This is a genomic window from Elusimicrobiaceae bacterium (genome assembly GCA_017520185.1).
Classification (GTDB): Bacteria; Elusimicrobiota; Elusimicrobia; order Elusimicrobiales; family Elusimicrobiaceae; genus Avelusimicrobium.
The window spans coordinates 1-12,068 of the sequence record JAFXGO010000019.1 but is presented as its reverse complement, the minus strand read 5'-3'; the positions used below and the strand labels follow the sequence as shown (position 1 = coordinate 12,068).

The 12,068-nt window shown below is 41.9% G+C and carries 16 protein-coding genes and 1 tRNA gene; 15 read left to right on the top strand and 2 right to left on the bottom strand.

Going from position 1 to position 12,068, the window contains the following annotated elements; genetic code table 11:
• Nucleotides 1–328: 328 nt before the first annotated feature.
• On the bottom strand, nt 329–595 hold the full coding sequence (locus IKL48_02575; GenBank protein ID MBR3603560.1) for a hypothetical protein: 267 nt from the start codon (nt 593–595) through the stop codon (nt 329–331).
• 146 nt (nt 596–741) lie between these two features.
• Here IKL48_02575 and IKL48_02570 point away from each other — a divergent pair, with 146 nt between their 5' ends.
• From IKL48_02570 to IKL48_02505, 14 genes are all read left to right on the top strand, one after another.
• Nucleotides 742–2,445, top strand: coding sequence for a sensor histidine kinase (locus tag IKL48_02570; GenBank protein MBR3603559.1), 1,704 nt, complete (start codon nt 742–744; stop codon nt 2,443–2,445).
• Complete coding sequence (locus IKL48_02565; protein MBR3603558.1) at nt 2,442–3,152, top strand: hypothetical protein; 711 nt, start codon at nt 2,442–2,444, stop codon at nt 3,150–3,152. The genes IKL48_02570 and IKL48_02565 overlap by 4 nt, the downstream gene beginning before the upstream one ends.
• Nucleotides 3,149–3,760 carry a 3'-5' exonuclease gene (locus IKL48_02560; GenBank protein MBR3603557.1) on the top strand — a complete coding sequence of 204 codons (612 nt, stop codon included), beginning with the start codon at nt 3,149–3,151 and terminating at the stop codon, nt 3,758–3,760. The genes IKL48_02565 and IKL48_02560 overlap by 4 nt, the downstream gene beginning before the upstream one ends.
• Nucleotides 3,761–3,813: 53 nt before the next feature.
• The gene (locus IKL48_02555; GenBank protein MBR3603556.1) at nt 3,814–5,361 is read left to right on the top strand and encodes a 2,3-bisphosphoglycerate-independent phosphoglycerate mutase; all 1,548 of its coding nucleotides are present in this window, start codon (nt 3,814–3,816) and stop codon (nt 5,359–5,361) included.
• A 43-nt stretch (nt 5,362–5,404) separates the two neighbouring features.
• Nucleotides 5,405–5,632: a DUF167 domain-containing protein gene (locus IKL48_02550; protein MBR3603555.1), complete on the top strand. Its 228-nt coding sequence runs from the start codon at nt 5,405–5,407 to the stop codon at nt 5,630–5,632.
• A gap of 170 nt (nt 5,633–5,802) precedes the next feature.
• Nucleotides 5,803–6,120, top strand: a complete 318-nt coding sequence (gene rpsF / locus IKL48_02545; protein MBR3603554.1) for a 30S ribosomal protein S6 — start codon at nt 5,803–5,805, stop codon at nt 6,118–6,120.
• Between the two features lie 10 nt (nt 6,121–6,130).
• Nucleotides 6,131–6,580, top strand: a complete 450-nt coding sequence (locus IKL48_02540) for a single-stranded DNA-binding protein (protein MBR3603553.1) — start codon at nt 6,131–6,133, stop codon at nt 6,578–6,580.
• A 159-nt stretch (nt 6,581–6,739) separates the two neighbouring features.
• Nucleotides 6,740–6,916, top strand: a complete 177-nt coding sequence (locus IKL48_02535; GenBank protein MBR3603552.1) for a 30S ribosomal protein S18 — start codon at nt 6,740–6,742, stop codon at nt 6,914–6,916.
• An 18-nt stretch (nt 6,917–6,934) separates the two neighbouring features.
• Nucleotides 6,935–7,426, top strand: a complete 492-nt coding sequence (gene rplI / locus IKL48_02530; protein ID MBR3603551.1) for a 50S ribosomal protein L9 — start codon at nt 6,935–6,937, stop codon at nt 7,424–7,426.
• Between the two features lie 171 nt (nt 7,427–7,597).
• Nucleotides 7,598–7,885: a hypothetical protein gene (locus tag IKL48_02525; GenBank protein MBR3603550.1), complete on the top strand. Its 288-nt coding sequence runs from the start codon at nt 7,598–7,600 to the stop codon at nt 7,883–7,885.
• A 15-nt stretch (nt 7,886–7,900) separates the two neighbouring features.
• Complete coding sequence (locus IKL48_02520) at nt 7,901–8,182, top strand: hypothetical protein (GenBank protein MBR3603549.1); 282 nt, start codon at nt 7,901–7,903, stop codon at nt 8,180–8,182.
• A gap of 106 nt (nt 8,183–8,288) precedes the next feature.
• Entirely contained in the window at nt 8,289–8,666 is a 378-nt protein-coding gene (locus IKL48_02515) for a RidA family protein (GenBank protein MBR3603548.1), read from the top strand.
• Nucleotides 8,667–8,677: 11 nt separating this feature from the next.
• Nucleotides 8,678–10,261 carry a 4-alpha-glucanotransferase gene (gene malQ, locus IKL48_02510; protein MBR3603547.1) on the top strand — a complete coding sequence of 528 codons (1,584 nt, stop codon included), beginning with the start codon at nt 8,678–8,680 and terminating at the stop codon, nt 10,259–10,261.
• Complete coding sequence (locus IKL48_02505; GenBank protein ID MBR3603546.1) at nt 10,254–11,186, top strand: NTP transferase domain-containing protein; 933 nt, start codon at nt 10,254–10,256, stop codon at nt 11,184–11,186. Before malQ ends, IKL48_02505 begins: the two co-directional genes overlap by 8 nt.
• A 1-nt stretch (nt 11,187) precedes the next feature.
• Here the strand turns inward: IKL48_02505 and IKL48_02500 are convergent, their stop codons facing one another.
• Nucleotides 11,188–11,721: a hypothetical protein gene (locus IKL48_02500; protein ID MBR3603545.1), complete on the bottom strand. Its 534-nt coding sequence runs from the start codon at nt 11,719–11,721 to the stop codon at nt 11,188–11,190.
• 206 nt (nt 11,722–11,927) lie between these two features.
• On the opposite strand from IKL48_02500, the gene IKL48_02495 reads away from it, so the two are divergent.
• A tRNA-Lys gene (locus IKL48_02495) sits at nt 11,928–11,999 on the top strand.
• Nucleotides 12,000–12,068 lie beyond the last annotated feature (69 nt).

Below are 12,068 nucleotides of genomic sequence, written 5' to 3'. Positions count from 1 at the left end.
CATTATCATCGGGTCTCGACGGTAATAATAGCCAATAAGGGGTTCTAAATTGTTTTGATTGATCAGCAATACCCAAAAAAGAATGCCGTGCATCAGAAAAAATCCGATGATGGGTAAGGGTTTGATTTTAATGAAAAAAACCCAAAAAAGATGTGCCACTATCCATATATAAATCAATTCACTCATAATGTTATTGTACAAATTTGGAGAAAATAAATGGATGGTTGGGGTTATAACAATAGTGAACTATAAAAAACCCCGCATTTGATTGCGGGGCTGTGTAGGAGGATATGAAAAAATTTAAAGGTCTGCGCTGAAGCGTGGGTTTTTAACGTCCGACGTGCAGTGCATAGGCACTGCCTCTATTGGGCATGGTGTGTAAAAGAGCGGTCCAGTCTAAAGTCGGGTTCAAGCGACGTTGACGGGCGGATTTACGCATGAGCATGCGATTGGTTTGCATATTTACATAATCTTTTTCTTCGCTTGTCAGGTCAACAGTTTTGCTGGACGATAAGTAAGAGTCAAGCAAAATTTCTTGGCGGCGGATATGATATAAACGAAAAAATTGTTTAAGTTGGAGTATTTTGTTCTTCATATATACAGTGTATGGTTTTTGAGGTTTTTTCAACAGAGTCTTTTGGCCTATAAGACCTTGTTTTTTGGACCCTTTTTCAAATAGGTCTTTTTGTGCAGAGAAAATAGGTCCTCTGGCCTAGGGAATTGCTATAATGATAAAAAGATATGTCTATATTTTCTAAACTTTTTAAACTCTTTATCGCCGTAGTCTTGATGCCGTTGATTCCCATGACGGCCTTGCTGGCTTTTTATCAAAATCGCCAAAAAGATACGATTTTGGAAAACCACTATAATTTGGCTGAAGTGGTGGCCTCTGATCTAAATCATTATGCGGAAGATTTAAATTGGCGTTTGTCTTTTGCTTCTTCTCTGCAAAATCTTATAGGACAAGACGTGCAATTGCAAAATGAATTTCAGAAAGTATTAACACAACAATCCGATATTAATGTGTTAGGACTTTTGGATCAAAACGGGAAAAATTTAATCCGTTTAGAAAAAAGTGATTTATATGCTACTCCCCACCGTTTGACAGAGGATGTTTTGGCTGAAATGGCCAAAAATCCGCGCATTTATATTGCTCCTTTTGAAACACTGCAAGGGTCTTTGGAATTTGAATTTGTAATGCCTTTTAAAAATGGATATTTTTTATATGGAATTACGGAACTTTCAGACTTGGCAGACCGTTTGCAACAGATGCGCATAGGGCGGAGCGGACAAGTGTTTTTGGTGTCTGCCGATGGAGTGGTGTACAGTGCTCCTTCACAATGGTCTGCTCAGATAGCACCTGAAAAATTAAAGGTTGCCTTTGAAGGAAAATCCCGTTTGTTAAAATCAATTAAAGGGGCAGAAGACAAGTTTGTCGGAGGCTTTTCCGCTGCGAAACCGTTGGGTATGTATGTGGTTGTTTTGCAACGGAAAGATGAGGCATACCGAAGTTTGTATTTTTCCAATATTGTTTTATTATTATTCTTGTTGGCTATTGGCACCTTATCTTATTTCGGGGCGCTCACTTTTTCTCATAGTTTAGGAGAGCCTATTTCCGCTTTGCTAGAAGGCGCGAAGCAAGTCAGTCAAGGCAATTTGGACCATCGCGTTAAAGAAGAAGTGGGTTGGGGGGAATTTAGAGAATTAATTTCTTCCTTTAATAAAATGACATCTGATTTAAAAGATTATCAAGCCTTACAATTAAAAAGCCAAGTAAGTGAAATGAAGGAACATATTTTCCGATCCGTAGCTCATGATTTGCGCGCGCCGTTGCTGGGCTTGCAAGGGTATATTTATATTTTATCCAGCGGCAAAATCAATGCCCAACAACGCGAAGAATATTTAGCTCGCATGAAAGAAGCAGCACAGGATTTATCTTCTTTGTTGGAAGATGTGTTGGCAGTTTCTCGTGTACAAGCCGGTATGACTTTGCCTCAACGTCAACGCATCGAATTGGCGCCACTTTTGCAAAGTTTGGTTAATACGCAGGAGGCTGTGGCAACTGAAAAGGGGCTTTCTTTAAGTTGTGAAGCGGGTGAGTCTTTATGCGTCTATGCCGACCCAAAACTTTTGCGTCGAATTGTGAATAACTTACTTTCTAATGCGCTTAAGTTTACCACTCAAGGCGGCATTGAAGTGAAGGCATGGGAAGAAGAAAATAAAACCTTTATATCTGTTAAAGACACAGGAGTCGGACTTACTGAAAAAGGATGCCAAGAAGTTTTTGAAAAGTATCGTCAAGTAGATGAAAATGCAGACGGTTATGGGCTGGGCCTTTTTATCAGCCGTCAGTTGGCCCGTGCGCATGGAGGAGATTTGAACGTTGTTTCTGCATTGGGGCAAGGCAGCACTTTTACGGTTTGGCTGCCTAAGGAGGGAGCATGATAGTTTTTTGGCGTTTGCTGCTGGTGTATTATATATTAGCTGTTTTATTTTATAATCGTCCTTTTTTTGCTTGGCGCAATAAACGGCCGTTAATTAGTGCGGTAGTGCAAGTTGGGGCGTTTTTATTGCTTGCAACCACAATTTTGTGGCCCTATTTGGTGATTAAATGGCCTTTCTTTCATTTCTTTTCTTTGCATGGCTGGCAAAGTATTATTTGGTTGTCTTTATTTTATGTTTTTATTGACAGATTGTTTGTGTTTAGAGCCGGACAAATAAAATATCATAGCCTTACTTTTTTAACACATGATTTTTTGGCGGTTTTGTTTTTCTTTTTAGCTTCTCCGCTAGATGTTCTTTATCAAACCGGAAATTGGGTGGCTGATTCTTGGGCGGTGTTTTTGGTGGGGGCTTTGGTAGTGACTAAAATGTTTAGTGTATTTATCTATATGGTGGAGCAAGATATCTACGGGCGCGACTACCCTACCATAGATGAAAGTTTTGTGACGATGCTCATGCGTTTGATTTTCTATTTGATTGTATTACTGCCCGGTTGGCGCTGGTTGCTATGGTTTTTAGTGTGGTTGTGGGCTTGCCAAGTTGCCCGTAAAAACCGTTTGATGGATTTTTCTCGTTTTGCCCTGTATTTTGGAATTTTTGGGGCCAGTGCAGTCGGATTTTTAGCAAAATGGAGTTTTTACTGGAAATGACCCTATTATCAGAAGTAAAGTTTGCTTGTTTAGATACGGAAACGACGGGGCTTTCTCCTGTCGACGGAGGAAGAATTTGTGAAATTGCAGTCTCTGTCACGCAAAACGGTCGTAAGATAAAGGAGTTTTCAACTTTATTAAATCCCGAAATTCCTATGCATCCTAGTGTTGTTGCTATTCATGGTATTACCAATGAAATGGTGGCTCAAGCCCCTAAATTTTCTGATATTTTGACAGGCTTGTTTGATTTGTTGGAAGGGTGTGTGCTGGTGGCTCATAATTCAGAATTTGATTTAAGTTTTTTACGTGCAGAAGTGCAGAACTGTGGCAGGCAACTGCCTGAATATCCGGTTTTAGATACATTAAAGTTGGCGCGTAAGAACGGGCGTTTTGAGCGCAATAACTTAGGCGTTATTGCCACGTCATTGGGTATCAATGCAGAGGGTGCCCACCGCGCGATGGCAGATGTTCGCATGACCGAAAAAGTGCTTTACCGTTTTTTGCGTGATTTTGCAAATGCCGGTGTAAACACATTAGAAGAACTGCAATCCTATCAAACCAAAAAGCATGGAACGGTAGTGTTAGGACAAAAAACACTGTTTGAATGAATTTCATATAATATAAGTAAGAAAATTTATCACCATATAAAAAGGAGTGAAACATGAAGAAAGTAGTTTTGATTATTCGTGATGGTTGGGGTGATGCAAAAGCAGGTCAGCACAATGCCGTCAGCAATGCCAAAACCCCGAATATGGACAAATATTTGGCACAATGGCCGCATACCCAAATTGAAGCCTCCGGTGAAGAAGTAGGTTTGCCGGCCGGCTATATGGGATCTTCCGAAGTAGGCCATTTGAATATGGGTGCCGGACGTATTGTGGTGCAAGAGTTGAAACGCTTAAAAGACACCATTGAAGACGGCTCCTTGTTTCAGTCCGCTCCTTTTTCTGCTGCGATTGATAATTGCGTAAGTAATGGCAAGGCCTTGCATTTGATGGGACTGGTGCAAGATGAAGGGGTGCACGCTCACCAAGACCACTTGTTTGCTATTGTTAAATATGCCGCCGAAAAAGGCATTAACCAAGTGTATATCCACTTTTTTGCCGACGGTCGCGATACTCCGCCGAAATCCTCCATCGGTTTTATCCGCCAATTAGAAGAAGTCATTAAAGAGGCCGGCGTAGGCCAAATTGCCACCATTCAAGGGCGCTATTACAGCATGGACCGCAGCGAAAACTGGGCCTTGACCGATCAAGCCTATGATTTAATCGTGCATGCCAAAGGGGCTCATGCTGCTACTGCCGAAGAAGCCGTACAAACCGGTTATGATACCTTGAAAACTCCGGACGGTGGTCCGATGGTGGACGAATATATCCCGCCCACCGTACTTGGTGATTATAAAGGTATGGCCGAAGGCGACAGTGTGATTTTCTTCAATTTCCGCCAAGATCGTGCTATTCAGTTAACCAAAGCCTTTATTGACTCTGAATATGCCGGCAACGTAAACCGCGTGAGTTGTGTGTATTGCGGACTTACCAAATATTACGATTCTTTCCCGTACAATGCCTTGCCGTCTATGACGGATGGCGGCGGTATGGATAATTTGCTTGGTCAAGTGATTTCCAAAGCAGGGCTGAAACAATTGCGTTTGGCCGAAACCCAAAAATTCAAACACGTCACCTCTTTCTTCAACGGTAAACAAATTCAACCGTACGAAGGGGAAGAACGCATTGAAATCAAAGGCCGTTTTGATCCTGCTACATTTGCCGATCATCCGGAAATGGAAGCCTACCGTGTAGCGGAAGAAGCCGTTAAACAAATCAGCGAAGAAAAATATGATTTCATGGTGATCAATTTTGCTAACGGAGATATGGTCGGACATACCGGCAATTTTAACTCTGTTGTCAAGGCTATTGAAGTGGTAGATGAATGTGTCGGCCAAGTGACCGAAGCGGCCTTGTCCAAAGGATATGCCGTCATGATTACGGCCGATCATGGTAATGCTGAAGAAATGTGGGATAGCAAAATCAATATGCCCAAAACGGCACATACCACCAACTTGGTAGATTTTGTCTACGTCAACCCTGATGACGCGCAAGCCAAAATGGCCCAAAGCGGCAACTTGGGCGACATCGCCGTCACGGTCTTAGATGTTATGAACGTAGAAAAACCTGCCGACATGACTGCCAAAAGTCTGATTGTGAAATAACATTATTATAATGGGGGCACTGACAATAGGTGCCCCTTTTTCTATGGAAAAATACATTAAAGTAAAAGTACACGCGGACGAAAAAAAGGAAAAGTTGGTTGAAAAATCCGCCGATACTTTTGAAATTTGGGTCAAGGCTCCCGCAGAACGCGGTCAAGCCAATGCCGCCGTGCGCAGTGTGTTGGCGCGTCATTTAAACTTGCCTGAAAACAAACTTTCTTTAATAAAGGGTGCCACCAGCCCTGCCAAAATTTTCTTGCTTAGAGAATAGTCTTGCCAAAAATCTTTTTAGTTTGTTATAATATCTACAAGGAAAGAGTCGCCGGGGCCGCAGGTGAGTAAGAGCCCGAAAGAGACTTAATGAACCTAAACGAGGCGGTAAAATAACGCCTTGTGAGGTTTTTTGTCTGTAAAAAATCAGAGAATAAAAAGTAAATAATTATGAGAACCTACGAAACAGTAACGATTGTAAAACCGCAGCTTTCCGATACGGAAGTGGCGCAATTCGTAACCACGGTTAAAGAACTGGTTGCCAAACACGGTGGCGAAGTCACCAGCGAAGAAAAATTGGGCAGAAGAAAATTCACCCACGATGTAAAACACGTGCGTGACGGCTTCTACCTCTATTTGAAATTCAAAGCCCAGCCGAACTTTGTAAAAATCTGGGAAGACACCATGAAACTCAACGAAAGAGTGTTGCGTTCTATGGTTATGTTGGCCAATGAAGTAAAGGTCAAACCGGCCCCGGTGGCCAAATAAGGCGGCGCTTATGGCAGGCCAAGTCAGACTTCCGGAGCAGAACCAAGTCCTCATTTCGGGGCGTTTAACGCGTGAGCCGAATGTAGCTTTTACCCAAAAAGGGCAGGCAGTGTGCCGCTTTGATGTGGCCGTGAACCGCCGCTATTTGGATCAAGCTACTAGTGAGTGGAAAGACGATGTGGTCTACGTGCCCGTTGTAGTCTGGGGCCAAGGTGCCGAGCGCGCCAAAGACCGCCTGAAAAAGGGTACCCCCGTTTATGTAGACGGTCGCTTGACCAGCAGCGAATATACGGATAAAGCCACCGGCCAAACCCGTCGTTCCTTGCAGGTCACTTGCCGTCGCTTACAAATTCTGGAAAGCGGTATCACCGGCGGTGATTATGCCCAACCGGCTGCCAAAGACGATATTCCTTCCGTAGACGTGGATCAACCCGTTATGGAAGATGATGTGCCTTTTTAAAATTTAACAAATACGAGGGAAGTAAAAATGTCCGAAGAAATTAAAACCAATGTTGCTCCTGCCGCTGCTGCGGCTGCCAGACCGGAAAGACCGGCCAGACCGTTTGGTAAAAAACGCTTTGAAAGCCGCCGCAAAGTTTGCAAAGTTTGCGCGGAAAAAATTGACAATGTAGATTACAAAAATTTCCAATTTGTCAAATCTTTCACCATGGAAAGCGGCAAAATCTTATCCCGCCGCATTACCGGCACTTGCGCCAAACACCAACGCCAAATTACCAAAGCCATCAAACGCGATCGCAATTTGGCCATTTTGCCGTACTCTTTGCCGAAGAAATAAGTTTTAGGAGAATTTAAAATGAAAGTTATTTTAAGAGAAAACGTAAAAAACCTCGGCATGGCCGGTGATATCGTAGAAGTAAGAACTGGCTACGCCAGAAACTTTTTAGTACCTCAAGGTTTGGCCGAAATCGCCACCCCGGGTGCTATTAAAAATTGGCAATTAGGTGCCGAACGCCGCGCCAAAAAAATTGAAGCTGAACTTAAAGAAGCTCGTGCTATTGCTGAAAAATTGGAAGGCGTGGTGTTGCCTTTCACCAAAACCGTTAATAGTGACGGCGTAGTATTCGGTTCTGTAAACAAAGCCGACATCTTCAAAGCCTTGACCGCTTTAGGTCATAAAATCACCAAAGACAATATCGAACTTAACATGCCGGTAAAAGCCTTAGGTGAAACTGAAGTAGGCATTTATTTGAAACCGACTGTCACCGCTAAAATCAAAGTAAAAATTGAAGCTTTGACTGAAGTGGAAGAAAAAATCGCTGACGCCAAAGAAGAAGTAGCGGCTTAAGAGATACAGCGGTAGTTCTCTGATTTATACCCCGAGCGGAGTTTATTCCGCTTGGGGTTTTTTTATCTTTTTTTCTTTCGTTTGAGATATAAGGAGTCAAAACTGATGAAATACTTTTTTTTAATTTTGTTTTTTACTATTCTAATAGGATGTCAACAGGAGAATAAAAATATGAAAGACGATATGCTATGGTTTGAACAAGGCTTGCAGACATATGTGCAAAAAGTACCTGTTTTTAATAATGCGAAAAATATTCATTCGCTCGCTCCAGAAGTTTTGTTTGGTTATGCCAATTATTTATTTGAAAATAATGAAAAAGAAAAATCAGTTTTTGTATTTTATCTAGCACAATTACGTGTTCGTATTTTATTGCAGGCGCGCACTTCTATAACGCCTATTTCTAAGGAATATTATGAAGAATCAAAAAAACAAGCCGGTCTGTTAATCTTAGGGCAATAAATTTACCTTTCATCCATGACGCGCGAAGAATTGTATTTTATGGATATTTTGGAGGGTTTGGGGTCTGTAATTAATGGCTGGGCAGGGACAGAGCCGGATTTGTGGGTAAAGCAAATGAAGGCCGCTTTAGAGTATGAGAACAATCACCCCTTTGTTGCGCAAGATGTGCTTCCAGCAGAAAAAATAACAGATCCGAAAATAGTTAAAAAAATCTCTCAAGAGCAAAAAGAAGGATTAAATAGCCTTATACAGATGGTAGAAGCCGAGATTTTAAAAAAACGTGAAAAAAATTTTTGATCTTGCCAAAGAGCTTTTGATGAAACCCCGCTTGGTTTGACATGCCACGCGGGGTTTTATACTATATAATAATATAGATTTTATACTTTTATACGAGAGGAATTTTATGAAAAAAATCATCAACTCACCCCAAGCCCCCAAAGCCATCGGACCTTATTCTCAAGCGGTGGAAGACGGCGGTTTTATTTTTACGTCCGGTGTGTTGCCGGTGGATCCTGTGACGGGCGAAATCGGTGGCGGGGATGTAAAAGTGCAAACGGAATTAGTACTGAAAAATTTAGAAAATGTATTAAAAGCAGCCGGAGCCCAATTAAAACATGTTGTAAAAACCACCGTTTTTATGACGGATTTAACTGCCTTTGCGGAAATGAATAATGTGTATGCCTCTTTCTTTAAAGAAAATCCGCCTGCCCGTACCACAGTACAAGTGGCTGCTTTGCCCAAAGGAAGCAGTATTGAAATTGAAGCCATTGCGCGTAAATAACAGGTGAAAAAATGGCAACCGTACATGAAGAACTTTTAGCCACGCGCACAAATGGTATTTTGATGCCTGTTTCCGCCATGAAAACGGAGCAAGATTGGGGGGTGGGGGATTTTTCCTCCCTGTGCCAATGGATAGAATTTTTGGGTGGATTAGGGACGAAAATTATTCAAATTTTACCCCTGCAAGAAACGGCCCCCGGTCAGAACTGCCCTTATTCTGCTTTAAGTGCGTTTGCCATAGATCCCGTTTATATAGACGTCAATCAGGTAAGAGAAGTTAATCTTTCTCCGTCGGTGCGCCGATTGGTGCACGACATGCAGGGAGATATAGCCGCGTGGAGGCTTTCTCACAAAGCTGCTTTTAAACCTGTCAAAGATGCCAAACTAAAAGTACTTTGGCAAGCCTATCAATTTTTCTTAGAAAATGAAATGGCTAATTCTTCCCCTGAATATCATGCTTTTGAGGCCTATTGCAACCTTAATAAAAGTTGGTTGCGCAACTATGCCATTTTCCGTGCTTTGAAAGATTTTTATCGTTGGCAAACGTGGCAAGATTGGCCCAATGGACTTAATGAATTTAAAAAAGAAGCGGTGGACGCTTTTGAAGCTAAATACAAAGAATATGTAGATTTCTTTGCTTATGTGCAATGGCAAGCAGATATGCAACTGCGCAATGCCAAAGTTTGTGCGCAAAAAGCGGGGATCTTTTTGTTTGGGGATATTCCGTTTGGAACCAATTTGGACAGTGCCGAAGTGTGGAGCGAACGGGAAAATTTCCGTTTGGATTATTCCGTCGGTGCTCCGGCTGACCAATTTAGCGATAAAGGCCAATGCTGGGGCTTGCCTGCCTATGATTGGGATTATATTCAAGCAAATAATTTCAACTTGTGGAGAAGAAAAATCCATCGTGCTGTGGAACTGTATGACTTGTTCCGCTTGGACCATTTAGTAGGTTTTTACCGCACGTATGTGTTTGCTCCCGGAGATGAAAAAGGCGCATTTGACGTGCAAGATGAGCAGGCACAAATTGATCGCGGATATCGTTTCTTAAGCATGGTGTTAGAAGCAGCACACGGCGCTATGCCGGTGGGAGAAGATTTGGGGGTTATCCCTAATTATGTACGTCGTATGTTGGTAGATCTGAAAATAGCCGGCTATAAAGTGTTGCGGTGGGAACGGGAAGATAACGGATACTATCGCGAGCCTCGCAGTTATCCGCTTGTTTCTCTGGCTACCACATCTACTCACGATACGGAAACGGTACGCGGTTGGTGGGAGACAATGCCCCAATATGAGCGTGCGAATATGTGGGAAATGATTACCGCTCAAAAAACGGACGGCAATGTGCCCTTTGATTTAAATACCCAAAAAGCCATTTTTCACCGCGTTTTAACTTCCGGTTCTGCGTTGACTATGTTTTCCTGGCAAGATATTATCGGTACCTTAGACCGAATCAATGTGCCGGGTACAGTGGGAGAAGAAAATTGGACCTACCGCAGTCCTTATACGCCGGCTGAAGCGTTGGAAGTATATCGTGCGCAACTAGATGCTTACGAAGAATTATTAAAACAAACACAAAGAGCAAAAAATGTCTGATTATACTGCCATTATCCCCGTAGCCGGAAAAGGATTGCGCTTGCTTCCATATACTGCGCATATGCCCAAAACGATGCTTTGCGTAGCCGGCAGGCCTATTATTGCTCATATTTTAGAGCAAATAGAGCAATGCGGGATTAAAAAGGTGGTGTTTGTGGTCGGTTATCAAAAGCAGGTGTTAATGGATTATGCTCAAAAGCACTATGCCCATTTGCATATAGAGTTTGTGGAACAAAAGGAACCTAAAGGATTAGGGCATGCTATTTATCAAGCCAAAGAATTTGTAAAAGGTCCGTGCTTAATTGTGCTTGGAGATACCATTATAGATGGGAATTTGCGCCCACTTGTGCAAAGCGGCAAAAATTGTGTGGGGGTAAAAGAAGTAGAGGATCCCAGACGTTTTGGTGTGGTACAAATACAAGATAATTGTATTGTAGATATGGAAGAAAAACCGGAAAATCCAAAAAGCAATATTGCTTTAATCGGGGCCTATTCTTTTTTGGATTCACAACAACTCTTTGATGCGATTGAAAAAGTTATTTCTTCCGGAAAAACCGTCAAAAATGAAATTCAATTAACAGATGCTCTTGCGCTATTGTTGAAACAAGCGGTCTGTATTACGCCTGTTTTTATGACAAATTGGTATGATTGCGGTACGGTGGAGGTTCTGCTTCATACCAATCAAATACTTTTAGAAAAAAAATCTTATGTTCCGGAAAAGTTTTTGAAAAATAATAAAATTATTGCACCCTGTTGGATAGATGATAGTGCCATTGTGGAAAATTGTGTACTTGGGCCTAACGTGTCTGTGGCGGAAGGGGCTGTATTAAAAAACAATGTAATAGAAAATAGTATTATCTCGGCGGATACTTACTTATTGGACAAAAAGCAAAGCCACAAGATTTTTGATAAATACAATTGCTGATTTATTTGTTTTTGTTCTCGGCGATGCTGGGGATAATCTCGGCAGTGGCAGTTTGTGTAGAAGCGGTAGATTGTTCCGCCGAAGAAACAGGTTCTTCCGCTTCTGTTATGATGGGAAATAAAGTGTTAGCCAGATTTTCAGTGGTGGCTTTGGCGGTAGCATAGTCAGATGCTGCTTTAGAGAATTGAGGAGTGATTTGAGTTCCTCTTACGTTCTTGGCAATTTCTGCTTCGTAAATATATCTTTTTAATTCAAAATCCTGCAAAGTTAAAAACAAGGAAATTTGGTTGAACAAAAGTTCCTTTTCTTCTTCTACTACGGCCGGACAAGTTGACAAGGCTTGGGTAAGCTCTTGCAAATTTTCTTGTGCGCGGAACAAAGTGCTTTCATCAATGGCGGGATTTGTGCGGTCCAAATCTGGCACTGCTACGACGGAGGACAGGCTGCTGCTGGTGGTGGGTACATAGCGGTTTCCCACCAACATTCCTCCTGTAAAAACAAGGCCTAAAGTAAGTAAATAAAGAATATATCTCATATACACATATTGTAGCAAAAAGTATTTGAAAAAAATAAATTTGTATGAAAAGTAAAAAAATTGCTATAATAAATGTGTTGAAAGAATTTGTTTTTCCGAAAGAAAAAATAAAAACTTTTCAAAACGGAAAAAAATTTGTATAATATTTATGTTGAGGGTTTGACCCGAAGCAAACAAACCCTTAAAAGATCTTTGACCGTTTTTTCGCGCTCGTAGCTCAGTGGTAGAGCATCCGCCTTTTAAGCGGGGGGCCGTGAGTTCAAGTCTCACCGGGCGCATAATTAAAATTTTTGCCCTCTTCGTCTATCGGTTAGGACGTCGGATTTTCAATCCGAAAAGAGGAGTTC

Coding starts and splice junctions, on each gene's coding strand:
- IKL48_02575 (MBR3603560.1), bottom strand. CDS start 595: ATGAAGAACAAAATACTCCAACTTAAACAATTTTTTCGTTTATATCAT.
- IKL48_02570 (MBR3603559.1), top strand. CDS start 742: ATGTCTATATTTTCTAAACTTTTTAAACTCTTTATCGCCGTAGTCTTG.
- IKL48_02565 (MBR3603558.1), top strand. CDS start 2,442: ATGATAGTTTTTTGGCGTTTGCTGCTGGTGTATTATATATTAGCTGTT.
- IKL48_02560 (MBR3603557.1), top strand. CDS start 3,149: ATGACCCTATTATCAGAAGTAAAGTTTGCTTGTTTAGATACGGAAACG.
- IKL48_02555 (MBR3603556.1), top strand. CDS start 3,814: ATGAAGAAAGTAGTTTTGATTATTCGTGATGGTTGGGGTGATGCAAAA.
- IKL48_02550 (MBR3603555.1), top strand. CDS start 5,405: ATGGAAAAATACATTAAAGTAAAAGTACACGCGGACGAAAAAAAGGAA.
- rpsF (MBR3603554.1), top strand. CDS start 5,803: ATGAGAACCTACGAAACAGTAACGATTGTAAAACCGCAGCTTTCCGAT.
- IKL48_02540 (MBR3603553.1), top strand. CDS start 6,131: ATGGCAGGCCAAGTCAGACTTCCGGAGCAGAACCAAGTCCTCATTTCG.
- rplI (MBR3603551.1), top strand. CDS start 6,935: ATGAAAGTTATTTTAAGAGAAAACGTAAAAAACCTCGGCATGGCCGGT.
- IKL48_02525 (MBR3603550.1), top strand. CDS start 7,598: ATGAAAGACGATATGCTATGGTTTGAACAAGGCTTGCAGACATATGTG.
- IKL48_02520 (MBR3603549.1), top strand. CDS start 7,901: ATGACGCGCGAAGAATTGTATTTTATGGATATTTTGGAGGGTTTGGGG.
- IKL48_02515 (MBR3603548.1), top strand. CDS start 8,289: ATGAAAAAAATCATCAACTCACCCCAAGCCCCCAAAGCCATCGGACCT.
- malQ (MBR3603547.1), top strand. CDS start 8,678: ATGGCAACCGTACATGAAGAACTTTTAGCCACGCGCACAAATGGTATT.
- IKL48_02505 (MBR3603546.1), top strand. CDS start 10,254: ATGTCTGATTATACTGCCATTATCCCCGTAGCCGGAAAAGGATTGCGC.
- IKL48_02500 (MBR3603545.1), bottom strand. CDS start 11,721: ATGAGATATATTCTTTATTTACTTACTTTAGGCCTTGTTTTTACAGGA.